Annotated in this window: 18 protein-coding genes and 1 pseudogene; 9 read left to right on the top strand and 10 right to left on the bottom strand. The window is 41.2% G+C overall.

Annotated elements, in window-relative coordinates:
- Window positions 1–51: 51 nt before the first annotated feature.
- A pseudogene (uvrB, locus tag MmiHf6_RS00385) lies at window positions 52–2022 on the bottom strand (excinuclease ABC subunit UvrB); the annotation flags it as partial.
- 353 nt (window positions 2023–2375) lie between these two features.
- Entirely contained in the window at window positions 2376–3260 is an 885-nt protein-coding gene (locus MmiHf6_RS00380) for a Ppx/GppA phosphatase family protein (RefSeq protein ID WP_316557743.1), read from the bottom strand.
- A gap of 329 nt (window positions 3261–3589) precedes the next feature.
- Here MmiHf6_RS00380 and MmiHf6_RS00375 point away from each other — a divergent pair, with 329 nt between their 5' ends.
- The 5 genes from MmiHf6_RS00375 (at window position 3590) to MmiHf6_RS00355 (ending at window position 8197) form a co-directional block, all read left to right on the top strand.
- Window positions 3590–4297, top strand: coding sequence for a Bax inhibitor-1/YccA family protein (locus MmiHf6_RS00375; protein WP_316557742.1), 708 nt, complete (start codon window positions 3590–3592; stop codon window positions 4295–4297).
- A gap of 112 nt (window positions 4298–4409) precedes the next feature.
- Window positions 4410–5042 carry a tRNA (pseudouridine(54)-N(1))-methyltransferase TrmY gene (trmY, locus tag MmiHf6_RS00370; RefSeq protein ID WP_316557741.1) on the top strand — a complete coding sequence of 211 codons (633 nt, stop codon included), beginning with the start codon at window positions 4410–4412 and terminating at the stop codon, window positions 5040–5042.
- 160 nt (window positions 5043–5202) lie between these two features.
- Window positions 5203–5382 (top strand): helix-turn-helix domain-containing protein, encoded by a 180-nt coding sequence (locus MmiHf6_RS00365; RefSeq protein WP_316557740.1) that lies wholly within the window; start codon window positions 5203–5205, stop codon window positions 5380–5382.
- Between the two features lie 911 nt (window positions 5383–6293).
- Window positions 6294–7511, top strand: coding sequence for a Swt1 family HEPN domain-containing protein (locus MmiHf6_RS00360; protein WP_316557739.1), 1218 nt, complete (start codon window positions 6294–6296; stop codon window positions 7509–7511).
- Between the two features lie 71 nt (window positions 7512–7582).
- A complete protein-coding gene (locus tag MmiHf6_RS00355; protein ID WP_316557738.1) occupies window positions 7583–8197 on the top strand; it encodes a DUF2284 domain-containing protein in 615 nt (204 codons plus the stop codon).
- 231 nt (window positions 8198–8428) lie between these two features.
- Here the strand turns inward: MmiHf6_RS00355 and MmiHf6_RS00350 are convergent, their stop codons facing one another.
- The gene (locus MmiHf6_RS00350) at window positions 8429–9385 is read right to left on the bottom strand and encodes an RIO1 family regulatory kinase/ATPase domain-containing protein (RefSeq protein ID WP_420891306.1); all 957 of its coding nucleotides are present in this window, start codon (window positions 9383–9385) and stop codon (window positions 8429–8431) included.
- 326 nt (window positions 9386–9711) lie between these two features.
- On the opposite strand from MmiHf6_RS00350, the gene MmiHf6_RS00345 reads away from it, so the two are divergent.
- A complete protein-coding gene (locus MmiHf6_RS00345) occupies window positions 9712–10254 on the top strand; it encodes a ferredoxin domain-containing protein (RefSeq protein WP_316557736.1) in 543 nt (180 codons plus the stop codon).
- Window positions 10255–10684: 430 nt separating this feature from the next.
- Here MmiHf6_RS00345 and MmiHf6_RS00340 read toward each other — a convergent pair whose 3' ends face one another.
- From MmiHf6_RS00340 to MmiHf6_RS00325, 4 genes are all read right to left on the bottom strand, one after another.
- Entirely contained in the window at window positions 10685–10984 is a 300-nt protein-coding gene (locus tag MmiHf6_RS00340) for a hypothetical protein (RefSeq protein ID WP_316557735.1), read from the bottom strand.
- A gap of 447 nt (window positions 10985–11431) precedes the next feature.
- Complete coding sequence (gene dnaJ, locus MmiHf6_RS00335; protein ID WP_316557734.1) at window positions 11432–12589, bottom strand: molecular chaperone DnaJ; 1158 nt, start codon at window positions 12587–12589, stop codon at window positions 11432–11434.
- A 1207-nt stretch (window positions 12590–13796) separates the two neighbouring features.
- A complete protein-coding gene (gene dnaK, locus MmiHf6_RS00330) occupies window positions 13797–15740 on the bottom strand; it encodes a molecular chaperone DnaK (RefSeq protein ID WP_316557733.1) in 1944 nt (647 codons plus the stop codon).
- Window positions 15741–16022: 282 nt separating this feature from the next.
- Window positions 16023–16661, bottom strand: coding sequence for a nucleotide exchange factor GrpE (locus MmiHf6_RS00325; protein ID WP_316557732.1), 639 nt, complete (start codon window positions 16659–16661; stop codon window positions 16023–16025).
- A gap of 365 nt (window positions 16662–17026) precedes the next feature.
- On the opposite strand from MmiHf6_RS00325, the gene MmiHf6_RS00320 reads away from it, so the two are divergent.
- Entirely contained in the window at window positions 17027–17203 is a 177-nt protein-coding gene (locus MmiHf6_RS00320; RefSeq protein WP_316557731.1) for a hypothetical protein, read from the top strand.
- 107 nt (window positions 17204–17310) lie between these two features.
- Here the strand turns inward: MmiHf6_RS00320 and MmiHf6_RS00315 are convergent, their stop codons facing one another.
- A complete protein-coding gene (locus tag MmiHf6_RS00315) occupies window positions 17311–17664 on the bottom strand; it encodes a desulfoferrodoxin family protein (RefSeq protein WP_316557730.1) in 354 nt (117 codons plus the stop codon).
- A gap of 803 nt (window positions 17665–18467) precedes the next feature.
- Between MmiHf6_RS00315 and MmiHf6_RS00310 the strand changes: the two genes are divergently transcribed.
- A complete protein-coding gene (locus MmiHf6_RS00310; RefSeq protein ID WP_316557729.1) occupies window positions 18468–19805 on the top strand; it encodes a cytochrome ubiquinol oxidase subunit I in 1338 nt (445 codons plus the stop codon).
- Window positions 19798–20823 (top strand): cytochrome d ubiquinol oxidase subunit II, encoded by a 1026-nt coding sequence (cydB, locus tag MmiHf6_RS00305; protein ID WP_316557728.1) that lies wholly within the window; start codon window positions 19798–19800, stop codon window positions 20821–20823. The genes MmiHf6_RS00310 and cydB overlap by 8 nt, the downstream gene beginning before the upstream one ends.
- Before the next feature lie 407 nt (window positions 20824–21230).
- Here the strand turns inward: cydB and MmiHf6_RS00300 are convergent, their stop codons facing one another.
- Complete coding sequence (locus MmiHf6_RS00300; protein ID WP_316557727.1) at window positions 21231–21518, bottom strand: putative quinol monooxygenase; 288 nt, start codon at window positions 21516–21518, stop codon at window positions 21231–21233.
- A gap of 399 nt (window positions 21519–21917) precedes the next feature.
- Window positions 21918–22448 carry a GNAT family N-acetyltransferase gene (locus MmiHf6_RS00295; RefSeq protein ID WP_316557726.1) on the bottom strand — a complete coding sequence of 177 codons (531 nt, stop codon included), beginning with the start codon at window positions 22446–22448 and terminating at the stop codon, window positions 21918–21920.
- Between the last annotated feature and the right edge of the window lie 55 nt (window positions 22449–22503).

The raw sequence follows: 22503 nt of genomic DNA, 5'->3' as shown, positions 1-22503 counted from the left end.
GCCGCCAGGATTGTCCGAGTCGCTGCGATTCGATCTTGGATCTGATTCGCCGCGCAATTTGCGCTCCAAATCGCGAATAATATCACGCATTTGAATGGCCCGCTCAAAATCAAGCATATCGGCTGCCAGATTCATTTCCGCCTCATACTGAATAATTAAATTCGGAATTTCCGCTTTCGGAACATATTTGACATCAGAAATTTCAACGACCTGCTCACGAATCGGCTTTTGAATCGTTTGCGGAATGATGCCGTGTTCTTCATTGAAACGCATTTGAAGCGTGCGGCGTCTTTGTGTCTCTTCCATCGCATTCTTGATGGAGTCGGTCATCTTATCGGCGTAAAGAACGACTTTTGAATTTGAATTACGCGCCGCGCGGCCGATAATTTGAATCAGGCTTCGGGAGTTGCGCAAAAACCCTTCTTTATCAGCATCCAATATTCCGATAAAACCGACTTCGGGGATATCCAAACCTTCTCGAAGCAGATTAATGCCGACCAAAACGTCAAAATTGCCGAGACGAAGATTTCGAATAATTTCCGTCCTCTCAATCGTTTTGATATCGGAATGGAGATACCGCGTTTTAATGCCCGCTTCCGCCAAATATTCAGTCAATTCTTCCGCAAGCCTTTTAGTCAGCGTCGTCACAAGCGCACGGTCGCCTTTTTCAATGACTTTATTGATTTCGGAAATGAGGTCGTCGACTTGCCCTTTGATCGGGCGGATTTCAACAACGGGGTCAACCAAACCGGTCGGACGAATTACTTGTTCGACAACTTGTGAAGACTGTTCGATTTCGTAATCGCCGGGCGTTGCTGAAACAAAAATCGTATGATTCATATATTTTTCAAACTCTTCAAAGCGAAGAGGCCGGTTATCAAAAGCGCTCGGCAGCCTGAACCCGAAATCGATCAAAGATTTTTTGCGGGCGCGGTCGCCGTTGTACATACCGTGAATCTGCGGCAGTGTCTGGTGACTCTCATCAATCACGACTAAAAAGTCATCGGGGAAATAATCAATCAAACAATACGGCTGCTCGCCCGGTTTTCTGCCGTCAAAGTGCATGGAATAATTTTCGATTCCTTTACAGCTGCCGGTTTCCTGAATCATTTCAATATCATAAAGTGTTTTTTGTTTCAAACGGTGCGCTTCAAGCATATCCAATTCGGGAAGACGCTCTTCTAATTCGGCTAAAATGCTTTCAATGGCGCGGTCCCGCTCATCATCGGGAACAACGTAGTGGCGGGCCGGATAAATGAAAAAGGAATCCATGTCGAAATTCTTCGTCATGTTCAAGCCGTCGATTTCCGAAATTTTATCGATTTCATTTCCGAAAAATTCAATTCGAATGATATTTTCGTAATAACCGGGCATTACGTCAACGGTGTCGCCTTTGACGCGGAAGCGGCCGGGCGCAAGCTCCAAATCGTTGCGCTCAAATTGGCTGTCAACGAGCCTGCCAATCAAATCGTTGCGCTTCATATGATTGCCGACGGTGACTTCAACACCCATCTGTTCAAAGCGTTCCGGATTGCCGAGACCGTAAATGCATGAAACGGAAGCAACGACAATCACATCGCGCCGTGAAACGAGCGATGCCGTTGCTTCAAGCCGCATCTGTTCGATTTTCGGATTGATTTGAGCGTCTTTTTCAATATATTGGTCTTTTGCGGGAATGTAAGATTCCGGCTGATAATAATCGTAATAAGAAACGAAGTACTCGACGCGATTTTCGGGGAAAAAATCCTGAAATTCGTTGTAAAGCTGAGCGGCCAATGTTTTGTTATGCGCGATGACAAGCGTCGGGCGCTGAACTTTTTCAATGACATTTGCAATCGTATATGTTTTTCCGGAGCCTGTCACGCCGAGAAGCGTTTGGAAGCGGTCGCCGCGTTCGACACCTTCGGCTAATCGTTCAATCGCATTCGGCTGGGAGCCTTTGGGTGTCATTCCCGAAATAAGTTTGAGCGGCGGAGAATCACGCTTGCGCGTTTTAATTTCCAAGTCTTTTTTTGAATCCATGATTTCACTGTTCGTTTTTGATAAAGGATAACCTTTTGATTAAATGATTAAATGATTAAATTTCTGAATTTAAAAATTACATACTTGTCATATATTAATCTTTAATTATCGGTGTGAAAGTATTCAAAAAAATAAAAGAAAGAAGATGAAAAATCAGAAATGAAAGAAAGAAAGAAGTTAAAAAAAACGGTACGGAATGAAGAAACAAATAAAAAGCGGCATCGGATTAAATATTTGAAACGAAAACGGGAAATGGGTTTCAAACAAAATGAAAATGGGGCAGCTCGCGCGCGGCGCAGCGGCACGTACAATGACACGACACTGCAAACCGACGCAGCAACAACGATCGGTTTTCAATCCATAAACTTCTTTTTATGTTTGGAATAAAGTTCGTGAACCATGCCGTCGGATAAACCGATGATCGGCGCATAAATTTTTTGGATTCTGCACACTTTTAAGATGTGACGATAAATATAACAAGCGGGAACAATAATGTCAGCGCGGTCGGGCTTTAAACCGAGTTCTGTGACGCGCTCTTCGACCGTGAAGCTGCGCAGGATTTCGCAGATTTCATCTAAATCAGATATTTTTAACGGCGCGTTATTGACTTTCCCGGAGAGCAGATACAGGCTGCGAATATTACCGCCGCTGCCGATTCCGACGGTTCCTTTGGAGGGAACAGTTTTCTTCAGCCATTTGTCCATTTCCTTCCACGTTTCTTTTAAAACAAAACCTTCTTTTAAGCGGATGCAGCCGACATTAAAAGACTTGGACTTTTTGACGCCGTTTCCGACAAACGTAATTTCCGTGCTGCCGCCGCCGACATCGATATAAAGATAAGAATAGCGCGGGTCAAAATTCTTTTCGATATGATTCGCGTAAATCAGTTTTGCTTCCTTTTTGCCGTCAATGATTTTGAGATCAATGTCTGTTTTCTTTTTGATTTGTTTAACGATTTCATCGCCGTTTTTCGCTTCGCGCAAAGCAGATGTCGCGCACGCCATCGTATCGGTGACATGAAAACCGTCAATAATTTCGCGAAAGCCGCACATTGTTTTTGTCAGCATTTTGGCTTTGTCTTTTGAAATTTTTCCGCGCGAAAAAGCGTCTTCGCCCAAGCGGACAGGAACGCGCAGCATTGTCATGCGTTCAAAAACAACTTCATCGTCAACGGTCCGAACATCCGTCAGCAGCAGACGAAGCGCATTGGAACCGACATCGATCGTTGCAAAAATCATAAATCTCCCTGTTTTTTGAATTAATTTGTTATATTTTTATTTGTTTTTTGTTTTTATTTGTTTTTGATTTGATTTTTATTTGATTTTGTTTGTTTAGAAAATGAAAGATGTTCTCTGTTTTAACCTTTTGTTTGTGAAGGAAACAATACATTTTATAAAAGGAACTGCTTTTGTGTTAAGAATAATGTATGCTTTTTTGCATACAGTGTAAATAAAGATTATAATAAAGATTAAAAACAGAAAACTAAAAAACAAAAAATGTAAAAATGTAAAAACGTTATCTCAAAAGGATAATCAAAAACGCTACCCCACCATGGAGGTTAAATTTAATGAGCTTAAATAACTACGCTCCGGATAATTCCGGAAATCAGTTTCTGTCAAAAGTTTATATGTGGATGTTTGTCGGAATGTTAATTACAGCTGTTGCTGCTTACGGTATTTTGAGCAGCGCATCGCTGAGACAGACATTTTTGGAAAACAGTATCGTTTATCTCGGATTATTAGTTGTCAATTTAATTGTTGTTATTATTTTATCGTGGAAAATTAATTCTCTTTCTCCGCAAATGGCTGCAGCTGCATTCATATTTTACTCATTGGTCAGCGGAATAACACTGGCTCCGACACTTTGGGTTTACACTCAGGCATCCATATTCATTGTCTTTTTAATTACGGCCGGCATGTTCGTCGGAATGAGTTTAGTCGGATACTTTATTAAAAAGGATTTAAGCGGTATGGGAAGATTCTTCTTAATGGCATTGATCGGCTTGATCCTTGCATCTTTGGTGAATATCATATTGTATTTGATTTCCCCAAGCTCGGCTGTAATTATGGATTTCATCTTAAGTGTTGCTGCCGTTCTGATTTTTGCAGGATTGACAGCATATGATACGCAGAAAATCAAAAAAATCGGGCAGTCCATTGAATACGGCGCGCCTTATTCCCAAAATTTGGCAATCATCTGCGCTTTGAATCTTTATTTGGACTTCATCAACCTGTTCCTCAATCTTCTTCGTATTTTCGGGAACAGAAACAATTAAAGAGAGAAAATGCTTCGGCATTTCTCCTTTTCCTCTTTTTCTCCTTTTCATTTTTTTACTAAAATAATTCCTGAACGAATACTGCTTTATATTTTCATACCGATTATCCGCCATGAAAGATTTCATTATTATCGGAAACAAAGCCGTCAACGGCGGCAAAATTTCGTTAAACGACCTTCCGGGGTCTGCCGGGAGAATGGATGTTTTGTGCCGCTGTGTCACTTCCGCTCTTTTCATATCATTCGGAATGAGACGCGATATCAATGTTTGGCTGATTTTAAAAGGCGAACCGAGTCCTGAAAAAATCGTCCGGTTCAATGGTGAGACGATGCGCTCGCTCAATCCTGATGAAAGAAGTTCGGGATCATTGATTCAAAAAGCGCTTTTGATTGACGCGTCGGATGTAGAGAAACAATCGACTCCGGGCGTTTTTGTCAGATACGGAAATTTGGAAAAACTTTTGTCGGAATTTGAAAAAGAAGAACGCCCGATGTTTTATTTGAAAGAAGACGGAAACGACATTTTGGAAATGGTTCAAAATCATGATTCTGTTGCGCTTTTGGAAAACGGCGTTTATATTTTAGGCGATAATCAGGGCGTTTTTGAAGAGGATGAAAAAACGATTGAAAACGCCGGCGCATCTAAAATATCAGTCGGACCGATTTCGCTTCTTTCAAGCCAATGCATTACGCTAATTTTGAATGCGCTTGACAGGGCAGCGCCGAATAAATCAGATGATGAATAATCAAATGATAATCAAGCAGCGAATAAATAAAAAAGGATAGATATAAAACAAAAGAAGAAATAATCAGAATGAACGGTTTTGTTCGTTTCAAATTTTTCAATTATTCTATTATTTTATTACTCTATTATTTTTCAAAAATTTTCAATTGGAGGAAAATCAAATGACCCCTGAAGAAGAAAAAGTTCTGAAAGCAATGAAAGACATCGGAAAGCCTGTCAGGCCCGGCGACGTTGCCGAAGCGACAGGTATTGACAGTAAAGAAGTCAGCAAAATCATCGCTTCTTTAAAGAAACAGGAACTTGTCGACTCTCCGAAAAGATGCTATTACGCACCGAAATGATTGAGTTTTCAATCATTTTCTTTTATTCTTTTTTATTTTGTTCGTTCTCCATTTTCTATTTTTCGATTCTCTCTTCTATTCTTTCATTTTTTGACGGGTCGCCGCGCGCGAGATGCTTCATTTTTCGTAAGTTTTCAAATTCTGCCCCTCATTTTTGTTTATTTTCAACATTGAAACCCAAACATCCAATTTTCGAAGTCGGTAAACCGGAACGCCCGATAAAACCATAATCTTTAATTTTTAAATTTAATTGAAAAAATGGCGTTCCGTTTTTGATTATTTTGATAAAAGACGATGTTTAAATTTGTTCTGAATTTTTATTTTTAAAGATAATGTACCGCCCCCTCCAGCGACGCGTTTCCGATAGCGTTGCAGAGGAAAGAAGGAGTTGGAGATTCTAACAATAAGTCGACGAATTCGCTGGTCACGGCTATTTATTTAAGCACGAGGGGGCTGAAAACGAACTTTTTATTCGCATGGGAAAGAATCCGCCAAGTCTCGTTTCCTCGCTGCGCTCGGGAACTCAACTTGCGGGATTGTTTCTTGAAATTTTAACAATTACAATCAAGAATCAAACATCGTTTTCATATAATCTAAAACAAAAAACGAACGCCGTTTTTCTTCCAAAAATGTTTTAGATTTGGATTTTAAGGGGCGTTCGGGTTTATTGAAGATTAGAAAAAACGATGTTTAGGTTTATCCGAAAATGAAATGAATTGCGAGGTGTTGATTTTAGATTTTTAAAGCATAACGCTTCCCTTATCCTTTTATATACATGATAATCTATTCTATGGGTAAGAAATCAATTGAAAGTGTGCTGACCAACGACACAGTTTCAATAACAAGCAAATTTTTTTCAAATTATTTTTATTTTCGGTATAATCTATAAGTGTTATTTTTGGAGAGAAATTATGGCAGAGAAAAAAACCGTCAGCAACTTTTTAAGAAAAACTTTCGCGCTTAAGAAAAATGAAGAAGAAACGGGAAATGAAAAGAAAACGGCAGCAAAGACGACAGCCAAGCCGGCAGCGAAAACAACAGCCAAGCCGGCGGCAAAAACAGCAGCCAAACCGGCAACCAAAGCAGCAGCCAAGCCGGCAGCGAAAACGACAGCCAAGCCGACAACAAAAGCAGCAGCCAAGTCGGCAGCGAAAACAGCAGTCAAGCCGGCGGCAAAAACAGCAGTCAAACCGGCAGCGAAAACAGCAGCCAAGCCGGCAGCGAAAACAGCAGCTTCCGCTGCGCCTGCTGCTGCCGCGCCCGCGCCAAAATCAACCCCACCCGTTGCGTTTTCAAAAAATATGACAAAAGCCGACAACGTCCGTTTTTACATTTATCAGAATTATTTTAAGCCTGCCAAATTGAAAGGACAAAGCAAAATCACTTTGGTTGCCGGCGATATTCATACAGATATGGGTTTGAAATCGGAAATGCCGACAGTAACGGCGGCCATGAAAACCAGAATCGATCGTTTGTATGACGTTGAAATTTTAGATGTTAAACCGCCGGGCGGCGCCAACTCTAAATTGACGGTCAAATATGATTTGAAAAATTTGTACATGGAAGAAGAAGCAGTTAAGCCTGTTACCGAAAAAATTGAAAAGCTCGGCGGAGCCGGCGGCGGAACGGGAGCAGGAAATGTCAAAACAGCGGCAAAGCAAACGCAAACCGCAAAGCAGACAGCCGACTCGGAAAACAGTTATTTGATATTAAAAGAATTGGAAGAAAAACTGCGCTCTTTTGTTTCCGACCGCGTTGAAGCGCGTTTCGGAAAAGAATGGTGGAAAGGCACCGACATGAGTTTTTTGGCAGACCGCTGGAACGAACGCAGAATCATGAATGACCGCACCAATGCCGACAAAAAAAGAAGCACAAACGAGCCGCTGATCAATTATGCCAGCTTCAGCGATTACCGCAGAATTATCAACAATCCGTTTGCATGGGACGCTTTTGAAGAATATTTCCCCGACCGCGGCTGGATCATTCAGCGTTTAAAAGAATTGGATCCGATCAGAAACGCAATCATGCATCACACGCCGCTTGAAGATGATGATTACATCCGCCTCAGTTTGTATTCAAGAGATATCTTAAAAATCATAGATCAGCCGAACGGGAAAGGCAAAAAATAAAAACTTAAAAAGCAAAATGAAATGAAATAACGGAAAAAAGAGTGGAATTGAAGGGGAAACGGAGAGGGAAAATGTCAAAGGGCAGCAAATCAAAAAATGACAAACTCAGTCAAACGGATAAGGAAAATATTTCCGTTTTGATGAAAACGGCGCATGAAGCCGGCGCTGTTGAAGCGCTTTACATCGACGCAGAAGATGTTGTTGTTGATGACCGCGTCCGCTTGAAGTGTTTTGTCCCTCTTTGCCGCCATTACGGCGATTTGGTGTGTCCGCCGAATGTGCCGACACCGGATGAATTCCGAAAATATTTATCGCTTTACAGATTTGCGATTCTTCTCTCAACGCAATACGATAATCCGCCGAAGCCGGCGTCATTGATTGATTCTGAAAAAGTTTCCAATGAAATCCGAAAAAAATCAACGGATTTGTCTGAAATTTTACTCAAGCTTGAAGCCGTTTCTCTTCAAAAAGGATACCGATTCGCCGCAGGATTCACAGGCGGCAGCTGCCATTACTGTGACGCGTGCGTTAAAACGGGCGGCGAATGCAAAACGCCTTACCGCGCAAGACCGTCAATGGAAGCCGTCGGCGTCGATGTTGTCGGAACGCTTCAAAAAGTCGATATGAGTTTAGAGTTTCCCGTCAGCGATAAAGTGAAATGGTGGGGACTTTTGCTGGTGGATTAAAGCTTTAAAAGCGCTAAAATTGTCGCCAAACTGCCGCCGCGCGCGAGTCGCACAATTTTTAAAAAAGATTCAAAATGAAAGTGCGGTTTTTGGAAACAAAAAGAAAAACGGCAGCAATTTCAAAAATCTTCAAAAAAATTAAAAAAGAAAAATTAGAAGAAAATAATTAAAAGAGAAAATTAAAGAAAAAATCAAAAGAAAAAATCAAAATCAAGAATGAAAAACGAAGATTCAATCTTGAACCGTAAAATCATCGAAATCTTCCGCGAATTCTCCTTCTTCAAAATCTTCGGCGGACATTTTTTCGGCATTTTCCAAATCATCGGCGGTCATTAAATCTTCAATGCCCGGCGTTTTTGTGATATCGGCCTCAAATGTTGTATTTTCTAAAATATTTTTCAGAATTTCATCGACATCGCGCTCAACCATATATTTTTTGGAAAAATGATTGACGACATTTTCAATATCGCGGCGCAGCAATTCTTCGGCGTGCGGATGGTCTTTTGTAATATACTGCGGCCAATCGATCAGCTGAACGCCGTCGTCGGACACAAAAATATTGTATTCGGAAAGGTCGTTGTGAATGATTCCTTTGGAATATGTTATTTGAACCTGTTTGATAATTTCATCCAAATACCATTCGGGATCGAGAACTTTTGTTTTAGAAAGTTCGCTGCCTTTGGCAACTTCCATTAAAATTGTGTGACGGTTTTGATCGATCGGTTTCGGAACGGAAACGTCGGGATACAGGTTTTTCATAATCGTGTATTCGCGAATCGCTGACAAACGGGCGGCGTAAATCCATGAAAAATGTTCTTTGCCGACCAAATGTTCGCGCGTTCTTTTGACTTGCTTGAAACTGGTTCGTCCTTCGCGGTGCAGTTTCAGGATCAAAACTTCCGGCTCGGCAATTTCGAGTTCGGGCTCTTTTAAAACTTCGACGACAACAGATTCTTTGCCGACACCGATTTCGCTGCCGACGGCAGAAATCGTTTTGCGCTGAACGTAAGTGTGAAGCGCAAGCGCGTCATAGGCTTCGAAATAAATTTTATAGCCTTCGTACGGATCAAGCGTGCCGACGACCATTTTTTTACGGCGCAGGCGCGTCAAATGAAAAGTCAGCTTCTCGGCCGGAAGACCGACATATTTCTGAAGCACGGGAACGGGAACCCATTCAAAATTTTTCATTTCGATTTCAATACCCGTTAAAATTCGAAAATCCCGCGGGCTCAATTCTTTGAACACTTTCAGCATATCATCAAACATTATTGGAGATAGGCGGTTCGAATTTAGAAATGTTTTGATTCTAAAATTTTTGAAAATGAATTAAAACAAAAAGCGAAACAAAAAGCAAAGCAAAACAAAAAGCAAAAGCAAAAAAAGTCAAAAACCAAAAACCAAAAACCAAAAAACAAAAACCAAAAAACAAAAACCAAAAATCCGAAAAACTCATATGAAAACGAAACATTTTCACTTTTATGAGGGTTAACTGTGAAAAAGAAGCTGTCACTCAGATGGCTTTAGAAATTCTCGCCGCGGCAAGAACCGCGCCGAAAGGAAAAGGCTTTGACAATATCGTGACTTATCTGCTTGAAGGCGATGAGATTGAAAAAGTCGCGGCCGCGATGGAAAAATCTGCTGAAAGACTCGGCGCATTTTTTATCCGCGACGCCGAAAATATTCGAAATTCGGATGCCGTTATCATGATCGGGCTCAACGAATCGCGTCCGCTCGGACTGAATTGCGGAAGCTGCGGATTTGAGACATGCGCTGATTTCAAGAAAGCCGAAAAAACAAAAAAAACACCGTTTGTCGGGCCGATTTGTTCAATCAAAATAATCGATTTGGGAATCGCTCTCGGATCCGCCGCCGCAAAGGCAAAAGACATGTGTTTAGATAACAGAATTATGTATTCCGCCGGCGCTGCTGCCTGTGAAATCGGACTGATTGACACCGAATGCGCTTATGCAATTCCGTTGTCAGTGACAGGAAAGAATTTTTACTTTGACAGAGCAGAATTGGCAGCGGCAAAGGAAAGGAAAATGAATAGACAATGAATTTCGATTTTTTTCAATTTCTTTTCATTTTATTTCAAATTCATTTTTTCAATTTTCAGACAAACCTAAACATCGATTCTTTCTAATTCAGTAAACCCGAACGCCCGATAAAATCCAAAAAATAAAACAATTTTTGGATAAAAACGGCGTTCCTTTTTGAATAATTTGATAAAAGACGATGTTTCAATTTATTCCGAATCCTTATTTTAAAGATAAAATACCGCCCTCGCAAGTGGAGTTTCCGAGCGCAGCGAGGAAACGAGACTTGGCGGATTCTTTCCCATACGAATAAAAAATTGAGTCCAATCATCCTGTTTTTCAAATCAAAAATTGACGGATTCATTTCAAGACAAATAAAAAGTTCGATTTCAGTTTTCGCATATAAAATGAAAGATGGTGCGGCTCGCGCGAGGGCGGCGTTCTGCTTCAATTAATCCCGGCGTGCAGCAACACAACCTGACCCGACAGCAGCAACGCAAACAGCCCCGACAGCAGCAACGCAAACAGCCCCGACAGCAGCAACGCAAACAGCCCCGACAGCAGCAACGCAAACAGCCCCGACAGCAGCAACACAACCTGACCCGACAGCAGCAACACAACCTGACCCGACAGCAGCAACACAACCTGACCCGACAGCAGCAACGCAAACAGCCCCGACGGCAGCAACCGTAAAAGACAGTTGCAGATCGGCAGACTCAGCCGGAACAGGCGCAGTAAAAGACAGTTGCAAGAAAGCATTTTGTCAAAGCTGAAAGCAACAGCAAAAGACAATGGTTTTTTATTTTTCGTTTCGTATGGTTAGAATCTCCAACTCCTTCTTTCCTCCGCTGCGCTCCGGAAACGCGTCGTTGGAGGTGGCGGTATTTCATCTTAAAAATAAAAATTAGAAATAAATTGAAACATCATCTTCATCAAAATAAAACAAAACGGAACGCCATTTTTTCAATTAAATTTAAAAATTAAAGATTAGGGTTTTATCGGGCGTTCAGGTTCACCGACTTCGAAAATTGGATGTTTGTGTTTTTGTTGAAAACAAAATAAAAACAGGAATTATGTTTGAAAAATTAAAGAAAAACGAAGCAAGTCGCGCGCGCGGCGTTTGCAAAAAAAGAAATAAAAAAATGAATGAACAGGAAAGCCGATTCATTTTTCATTTCCATTTTTAAATTTTAATCATTTAATCATCAAATATCTTCTTGAAAAAGCCGCCCTTGTCTTTCTTTTCCTTTTTCTTGGTACCGGCTTTTGTTGTTGCTTCAAAACCGGAAGACTTGGCGAAATCTTCAAGCAATTTGCGCTGATCGGCGGAAAGCTTGTCAGGCGTAATTAAATTGATCGTCACATACTGGTCGCCGACAGACTTGCTGTTCACGCGCGGGAAACCCTTTCCTTTCAAACGGAAAGTGCTGCCGTTCTGCGTGCCCTCCGGAACCGTCATTGTTACATCGCCGCCGAGCGTTTTAACAGTAATTTCCGTCCCGAGCGCCGCCTGAATAAAGTTCAAATCGACATTGACATAAACATCATCACCCTCGCGAACGAAATAATTGTCGGGTGTGATTCTGACAATCACATACAAATCACCCGACGGAGCGCCGGGGTCGCCGACATTACCGTCACCTGGATAGCGCAGGCGCATACCGTTTGGCGCGCCGGCCGGAACACTGACAGACATTTTCTTTGTCGAGCGCACCTTTCCCTTGCCGGAACACTTCGGACACGGCGTTTCGATCATCTTGCCGCTGCCGTGACAGGTCGGACAAGTCGACTGGGAAATCATGTTGCCGAAAGGCGTTTGAATCGTGCGTGAAACATTTCCGCTGCCGCGGCATTCGGGACATGTTTTGGCCACCGTCCCCGCTTTTGCGCCGGTTCCCGAACATTTATCACAAGTGATTACTTTCGGAACTTCGATATCAACCGTTTTTCCTTTGTAAGCCTCTTCAAGCGTCAAGCGAAGTTCGTATTGAAGATCGGCGCCGCGCTGCGGTCCGCGAGTCCGGGTGCCGCCAAAGCCGCCGCCGAAAATGTTGCCGAAAATATCACCGAAAATATCGCCGAAATCACTGAAATCGGCGCCTCTGAAAATATCCTCTTCAGAATAACGGCTGTCAATACCGGCATGACCGAACTTGTCGTAAGATGCGCGTTTCTCGGCATCTGATAAAACAGCATAAGCCTCGGAAATTTCCTTGAACTTTTCCTCCGCCTCGGGAGAATCATTCTTGTCGGGGTGGTATTTCATCGCGAGTTTGCGGTAAGTTTTTTTAATCTCGTCGTCGGTTGCGTCCCTTGATACGCCGAGAATTTCATAATAATCTGATTTCGATGTCATAAAAAACCCTTTTTTAAAATGATTAGAGAATAATGATAGAGAATAATGAATTATTAAATTATAGCGGACGGAGAATGAATAATTATTGGATGAATTTGAAACAATTAACGAAATGAATATTGGAATGAATTTCGAAACAATTAACGAAATGAATATTGGAATGAATATTGATGATTGAAATCGATAATTTGACGATGAATGAAATTAGTGGAATCAGTAATCAATCCGATTTGCAAACGAAAGCGGATAATACTTCGCTGATTGACGAAGAAACACAAATAAAATCGTCGCTTGTGTCGTTTAGGCTGTTGTTTTGACCTGAAATATTGAAATAGTGGAAATATTTAATATAAGCTTGAATGCGAAAAGCATTCGACAGGATTTACCCAAAAACACAAAACATAAATCCCGTCAAATAACCTACCTAAATGAAAGTATCCGCTGATTTTCGGCGGATATCTTTCACCACCGGCTATTTTTATTCTTTTAATTTTCGTTTTGAGGGTTTTTTGCTGTTTCGTTGTTTAACCTTATTTAAGGTCTTACGTGTGTTTTTGGGTAACGTTTTTGGTATTATTCGGCCCTTACTGAAACAAATCCGAATCATTCGAGGTTTGGTTTTACAGGGTGGTTTACATGATATGTGGTTTGCATTGGGTATGCATATATCGGATTCGAATGTTTGAATTGCTTCAAGCCGAATAAGCGTGATAGCGAAAGACGCATTTCCCGAATCGAATTTCATGTCGACGAATTCATATCAATATGAATACAATATGACCGTCAAGAATGAAATACGATCGAAAAACAACCGCTCTCATAAAGCCCGTCGAAATTGCATCGAAACAATATCAATGCAAAGTTTAAATTTTCAAACACCTGCTCAAAAGACTCAAATCTAATTTGTTTGATTAAGTTTGATTAAGCTTGACTTAAGACAGATGTTTAAAGACAATTTAAACGGACAATAAATTAAAAGGCGGCAGAAAGAATTCCGCCGACCTTAATTTCCTTCAATTCCTCATTTTCTTGAGTATCAAATTCCTCATTAATTTTTTACATGCAGACTCCGGTCTGCTATTTGCATTTATGTTTTGCATTTATGTTTTGCATTTATGTTTTGCATTTATGTTTTGCATTTATGTTTTGCATTTATGTTTTGCGTTTTGACTTTTTTCATTTACGCTTTTGAATTCAGAGTTTGGATTTACTCTTTCTTCTCGGCGTCTTCTGCGGGCTCTTCGTATGCGTCGGCATCGTTGTATGCTTCGGCAGGCTCTTCTTCGTATTCGGCGTCAACGACATCTTCATTTGCCGTATATTCGGCCTGCGGTTCCTCATACTCGGGACCTGCGTTGCCTGCGCCGGCATCAGCGTTTGCCGCTTGTGCCGCTTCGGATGCTTTTCTGTACATTGCTTCGGAAATCGGATAAATTGCCGTCTCTAATGCTTCGGATTTCGCTTTGATTGCGTCGATGTCCGTGCCTTCAAGAGCTGTTTTTAATTCAGCCATTGCAGATTCTGCGGCTGCTTTTTGGTCAGCGGTAATACCGATGTCTTCGGGCGCCTGAGAAACAGCTTTTTCGGCTGCGTTTAAGAGAGAGTCGGCGTTGTTGCGGATTTCGATTTCTTCCTTTCTCTTCTTGTCTTCTTCGGCGTGGATTTCAGCATCTTTGACCATGCGGTCGATTTCTTCATCGGAAAGTCCGCCCGGCTTCTGAATCGTAATAGACTGCTTCTTACCGGTTCCGAGATCCTTGGCGTCAACGTGAAGGATACCGTTTGCGTCAATGTCAAACGTCACTTCCACCTGAGGAATGCCGCGGGGTGCCGGCGGAATGCCGTCTAAGATGAATCTTCCAAGCGTCTTGTTGCCGGAAGCGACACTGCGCTCGCCCTGAAGAACATGGATTTCAACAGAAGTCTGGTTGTTTGCAGCGGTTGAGAAGATCTGACTCTTCTTCGTCGGAATCGTGGTGTTTCTCTCAATCAGCGGAGTGGAGACGCCGCCCATCGTTTCGATACCGAGTGTCAGCGGAATGACGTCCAAGAGAAGAATGTCTTTAATGTCGCCGGTCAAAACGCCGCCCTGAATGGCTGCGCCGACTGCAACGGCTTCATCGGGATTGATATTCTTGTACGGCTTTTTACCGGTGAATTTTTCAATCAGTTCAACGACTGCGGGCATTCTTGTAGAACCGCCGACGAGAATCACTTTGTCGATCTGTCCGATTTCAAGCTTGGAGTCTTCCAATGCCTGGCGCATGGAAACAAGTGTTTTGTCAAGAAGATCTTCAGTCATCTTTTCGAATTGTGCGCGTGTAATGTCAATGTCCATGTGGAGCTGGTCGCCGTCCGGACCGAGCGCGATAAAGGGTAAATTGATGTTGGTCGTGGTCACGCCTGAGAGTTCGATCTTTGCTTTTTCAGCGGCATCCTTCAAACGCTGGAGAGCTGCCAAGTCTTTGGACAAGTCTGCGCCGTGGGATTTCTTGAATTCGGTGACGAGGTAGTCAACGATTCTGTTGTCAAAGTCGTCGCCGCCGAGACTTGTGTCACCGCTGGTGGACAAAACTTCAAAGATGCCGTCGCCGATTTCTAAAATAGAAACGTCGAATGTTCCGCCGCCCAAGTCGTAGACGAGGATCTTCTGGTCTTTGGAACCTTCTTCCTTGTCAAGACCGTATGCCAAAGCAGCGGCTGTCGGTTCGTTGATGATTCTTAAAACTTCGAGACCTGCGATTGTACCGGCATCTTTCGTTGCCTGTCTCTGAGCGTCATTGAAGTATGCGGGAACTGTGATAACAGCCTGCGTGATGGTTTCGCCGAGGTATGCTTCTGCATCTGTCTTCAATTTCTGCAAGATCATTGCGGAAATTTCCTGCGGCGTATATTCTTTGTCGTTTAAAGTAACTCTGTAGTTTGCGTCGCCCATATGTCTTTTAACAGACTGGACGGTGTTCTTGGAGTTGGAAACAGCTTGTCTTTTTGCGATTTGACCGACGAGTTTTTCGCCCTTCTTTGAGAAGCCGACGACGGAAGGAGTTGTTCTGCCGCCTTCGGCGTTGGGAAGAACTGTCGGTTCGCTGCCTTCCATAATTGCCATACATGAGTTGGTTGTACCTAAGTCGATACCTAAAATTTTTGCCATTATAATTCACCTTGTTTTTGTGTTGTTTTTGAGATTGAACGTTTCGAATATATTATTGAGTTTTATTGAATTTATTAAGTTGATCGAGTTTCAAGTTTTGTTGAAGCTTTTATCGAAATAATATTAATTTGAATTAATTTGAATTAATTTGAATTAATTTGAATTAATTTATATTAATTTGAATTAATTTATATTGATTTTTGAAATTCATTATAAATTTTAAAGAATTTTTTTGATTTGAATTCATTTTAATTTCAGTTTTTATTTTTGTTCGTTTCAATTTCAGGGTTCTGTTGAAATCGTCACTGTTGCCGGTCGTATAACTTTGGAATGCAGAGTATAACCGGGTTTGAAAACTTCAATAATTGTTTCTTCCGGACAATCTGCGGTCGGAATTTGTGCGACGGATTCATGAAGATGCGGGTCAAATTCGGTTCCGGGATTTGAAGGAATCCTGGAAAGACCGTTCTTTTCAAGAAGATTCATAAATTGACGGTACGTGTTTTTCACGCCCTCCATTAAAGAATCCTTGTCGGCGGTTTCGCTTTCGGCAGAATTGATTGCGCGCTCGAAGTTATCGGCGACTTCAATCATATCCAGCATGAGCGGTTCGCTTGCAAATTTCTTAATGTCATCAAGATGCTTTTGATTTCGTTTTTTATAATTTTCGAAATCGGCTGCAAGTGTCAGATATGCCGAAGTTAAATCCTCTGCTCGTTTGAGTAAGGCGGCATTCTCCTCCAAAAGATCAGAATTCGGATTTTCACCCGGTTCTGCATCAGCGGAACAGGAATCGGTTGTTCCGGCCAATCCGCTGTCTTCATCAGAGATGCATTCCGACATGAAGCCGTCCTCTTCCGCCGAGCCGTAAGAGCTCGAATCGGCGCAAGAAGATTCATCATCGTATTTTTTGTAAGACATGTTTTTCACCCTGTTAGAGTAATATAATTGAACAAAAGATAAAATAAAACGATAGTATATAAATGTTCCGAATTTTTGAAATGGTTTTGAGAGATAAACAGAATCAATCAAAAGATTAACTTCTGGTTAGTATTCAAATCGGAAATGTAAAATTAGCGGAATCAAAACATCTGATATTCAAAAACAATAAATCTGAACGCCCGATAAAACTCTCATCTTAAATGATTTAGATTTTGAATAAAAAAGGCGTTCCGTTTTTGAAGAAAATGAATGAAAGAGGATGTTTCATTTTATCGAAAGTATGAAATAAAAACAAAAAACAATTCTGATTTTTCGGCTGCGTTCTGTTCCTGCTAATTGTCTTCTTGAAACTGTCTTTTACTGCGCCTGTTCCTGCCGAGCCTGCAAGTCTGCAACTGTCATTTAATGTTGCCGCTGCCGAACAGGTTTGCGCTCTGCCGACAACCGCCGCCGCGCGAGCCGCTCGGCCTTTAAAAATTCACCAAAAAAGAAAATCCGATTTAAAAAATGAATCAAAATAGCAAACTCGATTTTAAAAAATGAATCAAAAGGCAGCCCCGTCTTTAATCACATTTGATTGAAGATGAAAAAATAAAAAATAAGGAGAAATAAAATGGAAATAAAAAAATTAAAGTTCCAAAGTGTTTTTCCAAACACCATGGATGTTGCAGTAAGAAATCGCGCCAAGCGCTTTGAATAGACTTAAATCAAGCGCTTTGAAAGTTGCAACAGGCTCGGCAACCGTCGGCGCAAAATCTGCGCGGCCGATACAGACAACCTGATCGTTTTCTTTTTTGACACCGTAAAGTTCAACCCAAACAATATGATGTTCAAGAGTGTTCGGATGCGGTGTTTCCTTTCCGACAGTCACAATAACGACATTGTCGTGTGTTCCGCCGTGACCGCTTCCGCGTTCAATAACCGGAACATGTTTTTCTTTTCCTTCCGTTTCCGGCGCTTTAAATAAAGTTGTAAAATCCATAATTTTACCCTCTCATTTGTTGATTATAATGGATGTATTGCAATCGTTTTTAATGATCATAATTAGTATTTTTTAGTGTTTTTAATGGCAATATTATTTTTATTCTTGTTTTTATCGTTGTTTTATTATCGTTTTTAAAAATTTCGAAACCGTTTTTGTAACTTTTACGTCAGATATGTCAGTTTTTATCAATCAGTTTTTATCAATATGAATTCATTAAAAAGTGAATTATTTAGAAATAATTAAAAAAACATCCGGTCGTTTTTAACTTTTATTCGTTTTTGGGATTCGTTTTTTAAATAATGAATTTTGTTGGGGTTGAATTCATTTATGGTTGGTTTTGGTTTCAGATAGTTCGTGGAGATTATCCGAATTTTATGTTTACCGGATGTTTCATAAAGTTCAACTCAATGAACTTTAAGCTTAATAAGAATTATTATTATTTAAAACTAATGTCTAAAAAGATTTGACATGAAATTTATGAATATAAAATAATATTTACATCCCATCATCGTTTTCAGCTTTTACGGTCAAGTATTTATATTTGAGAATAATTACTATTAAGTAGAGATTTCGATTTCTTTCGAGGTTTCAAAACAGGGATATAACTTATGAAATTGAAGCAAATATAAATATGTTTGAATCATAATATAAAATAATATATATTTTTCAAATATATGTTTGTATAATATGTTGTATAATATGTTTGTATATTCAATTTCGATATCAATAAAATTTGATTATACATTTAAATTGTACATTTGATTGTACGGCTGTTTATGCTTAAAACAGGTGGTTTTTATATGATAGAAGATATCGTCCTATTAAGTCGACTTCAATTCGCCATAACCGTCTTTTTCCACTTTATTTTCGTTCCGCTGACAATCGGTCTCGGCGCGATGGTGGCAGGTTTTGAAGTCAAATATTGGAAAACAAAACAAGAAAAATGGAAGAAATTGGCTCAATTCTGGGGCAATCTCTTTAAAATAAATTTCGCATTCGGTATCGTAACCGGTTTTGCCATGACGTTCCAATTCGGAACCAATTGGGGACAATACGCCGAATTCATGGGAGACGTTTTCGCCTCACCGCTCGCTCTTGAAGCGCTCATTGCATTCTTTTTAGAAGCCACATTCTTCGGCATATGGCTTTTCACAAGCTACAAAAAACCGGCGCTTAAAGCGATTTCAATGGTTTTAGTCTCCATCGGAACCATGATTTCCGCCATTTGGATTATCACGGCAAACGCATTCATGCAAAATCCGGTCGGCTACCAAATGGCCGCTGACGGCAGCAAAGTTCTGCTGTCCGATTTTGGCGCGGTTTTAACAAATCCGTACCTTTGGTACATGCTCATTCACACGCTTTTGGCAGCTTACCTCTTATCCGCGCTCTTTATGACAGCAATCAGCGGATATTATCTGCTCAAAAAATCCAACGTCGATATGTACCGCACGTCAATGAAGCTCGGCGTTTACGTTTTGATCATTTCCGCAATTCTTTTGCCGACACTCGGCATGTTTTACGGTCACTACGTCGGCCAAGTCCAGCCCGTCAAAGCGGCGGCGATGGAAGCCGTCTGGGAAAGCGGATCAGAACTGCCGATGTATCTGATTCAAATTCCGTCCGACTCGCAGGAGCGCAATCTCGTCCAAGCAATCGGCATTCCGTACGTCGGAAGTTTCCTGCTGACAGGCGATCCGCGCGGCGAGGTGACGGGGCTGAATGATGTCCCCGAAGAGGATCGGCCGCCTGTAGCAATAACATTCTTCAGCTTCAGAATCATGGTTATGCTGGGCATCGTTTTCATCTTAGAAGCGCTGGCAGGCCTCTACCTCGTCCGCAAAGATCCGACAATGGAAAGCCCCAAATCGCGCAAATACATGAAGCTCATGCTTTACAGCATTCCGCTCCCGTATATTGCAATCATGTTCGGCTGGGCAGTCGCCGAAGTCGGGCGTCAGCCGTGGATCGTTTACGGCCTTTACAGGACATCGGAAGCGATTTCAGGAATTCCCGCAATCCAAATCCTGTTCTCGATGGGACTTTTGGTGCTCTTCTATCTGCTCTTGTTCTTCCTGTTCCTTTACTTGATGAAAAGAGCAATCATCGCAGGACCCGAGGTGAAAGAACATGCTTGATTACGAACTTCTCATCAACATTTGGTTTGTCCTTTGGTGTGTCATTTGGGCGATTTATCTCGTCGCGGACTCCTTCCCGCTCGGCGCAGGCATGCTTGCCGCGTTCCTCCCGAAAAACATGGTGCAAACCATTCAGACCGCCAAATCCATCGGTCCGTTCTGGGGCGGCAATCAGGTTTGGCTGATTTTAGCGGCCGGCGGCACATTCGCAGCATTTCCGCTCATCTTCTCCAAGATGTTTACATGGCTTTACATTCCGATGATGCTTCTGCTTGTTGCTGTCATTATGCGCGGTATTTGCGTTGAACTGATTTATCAGGACGGAAATGAAAAGCTTCAAAAAGTGTTCCGCTACGGCTGGGCGCTCGGAAGCCTGCTGATTACGGTCGTCTTGGGCGTTGCGTTCACCAACTTCTTCAGAGGTTTGGTCATCAACGCCGATTACGTGTACGAAGGAACGCTTCTCGGACTGTTCAACATTCACGCATTGCTCGGCGCTTTGCTGTTCGTCCTGCTGTTCCTGACATCCGGCGCGCTCTGGACGGCTCACAAAACCGTCGGCGAGCTTTCCGACAATTGTAAGAGTTTCGGTAAAAAAACATCTGTTGCGGTTGCAGTCGTTGCTTTGATTTACATCATCGCGCTCTTCAACACTGACGGATTTGCGGTCAACTACAACGCTTATCCGATCTTGTATGCGATTCCGGCAATTGCAGTCGTCTGCGCTTTGGCTTGTATTCTGCTTGCCTTTAAGAAATCCGACCGTCCGCTTTTTGCATTCCTTGCAAATCTCGGAACGATTTTCTTCGGCGCGGCAACAGGCTGTGTGTCGCTTTACCCGTACATTTTGAAGTCAACGATCAACACGGAATACGGCGTCAGCATCTTTACCGGCGCATCGAGCCAATTGACGCTTTCGTTGATGTTTTACGCGGCTTTGATATTTGTTCCGATCGTGCTGATTTATCAGCTTTGGTCTTACACAAGATTCAAAGAGAAGATTCCGGAAAACGCTTAATTGTTTGAAAAACAAAAGAGAAAAAAAATAATCAAAAAACAATTCAAATCAAAAAACAATTCAAATCAAAAAACAATTCAAATCAAAAAACAATTCAAATCAAAAAACAATTCAAATCAAAAAACAATTCAAATCAAAAAACAATTCAAATCAAATAAAGCGATTCAAATCAAAAAAAAGTCAAATAAAGCAATTCAAAAACAGATTGAATCGAAATGAATAAAATGATTTGAAAATCAAAAAAATAAGGCGAACTCGGAAAAATCCGGGCCGCCTTTTTTTATTTAACTATGTTTTTTGCTACTCATAGTGTTTGTTTTGATTTATTTTCGTATTGATGTTTCACAATACCGTTTTTAGATATTATTTAATTTTGTATTATTCCGTGCAGTCCAACATTTATTTCGTTAATCTGCAACAGGATAAGCTTGAATACTGAGTTCGGCCGCCATCAGCGGACCTGCATCTTCGCCGAATTTAAGATAATGCGGTTGTTGAGAGTGTTTCTCCAGCATTTCTGGGTTTTCCCATTGTTCAATCATCATGAAGGAATTTTCTTCTTCAGTGCTTTTGAAAAGCGCATAGCTGAGACAGCCTTCGTCCTTGCGGCTGGCTGTAATCAGCGGCTGAACTTTTTCTAAGAATTCCTTTTCCGTTCCGGGTTTGATTTTAATAACTGCATTGACAATAAGCATGGAGCTCACCGGTTAAATGTAAAATCTATGTGTTTATAAATCTTCCCGTGATTTGTCATTGATAACGATGTAGAATAATGAGAAGTTTTTAGAGTTGTAAAACAAATTAAAAAATAAGAATTGAGGAGATATATTTAGCAAAAATAAAAAAACGTATTTATACCGATGAGGTTTATTTTGTTATTGCAGGTCAAACTGTCATTTGAGTAAATGCTTCTCGTATGACAGGACTGTAATTCTTCGTTTCCTGATGTTCGAAGTCAATAAAACGCAGGTCCAAGATAATTTCCGTTTCCCGATGTTCGGAATAAATAAAACGCGGGCATAAGAATTTATTTTCCAAGTTATTTTTGTTTCATTTTGATATTATTTTTAATTTTATTTTCAATTGTTTTTCAATTATATTTCCAATTCATAAATCAGCGACCTGCCCGAAACGCCTTTTATTGTAAACAGCACTTCTTTGACCAAATCAAACCCGTATTTATCATAAAAACCATAAGTTGAAGCTGTATTTGTAAAAACGCGTATGGTTTTGACATTCTTTTCGCGACAATGCTCAACCATTTTATTGACAAGAGCTGTCCCGAGTCCTTTTCTGTATTCTTTTCGCGTGGTGAGCGCGGCAAGTTCGCAGTCGCAGACGCCGACCATTTTATCATTTCGCTCTTGAAGTTTTGCAAAAAATATTTTAAAATCGCGCTTGAAGCCATCGGACAGATAGTAAAGTCCCGTGAAATACTTCAGCATGAATTTCACGGCCAATCCGTAATGGCGCTTGTAATCGTATGCTTTTGAGAGTTTTTTGTCAAAATTCTTTTGATAAAGACCGCTGATGAGCCCGATAACTTGCCCGTCATCGGCAACGGCAACATAAGTAAAATGGCAATTTTCAACCATGACTTGAGCATAATCTTCTAAAAAAATCATGTCGTTTTCATTAATTTCACAATCAAAGAAACCTTCATAAAGACATTTTGCGCAA

This window comes from Methanimicrococcus hongohii (assembly GCF_032594095.1).
In the GTDB taxonomy this organism is placed as follows: Archaea; Halobacteriota; Methanosarcinia; order Methanosarcinales; family Methanosarcinaceae; genus Methanimicrococcus; species Methanimicrococcus hongohii.
This window is presented reverse-complemented; position numbering and strand designations above follow the sequence as displayed.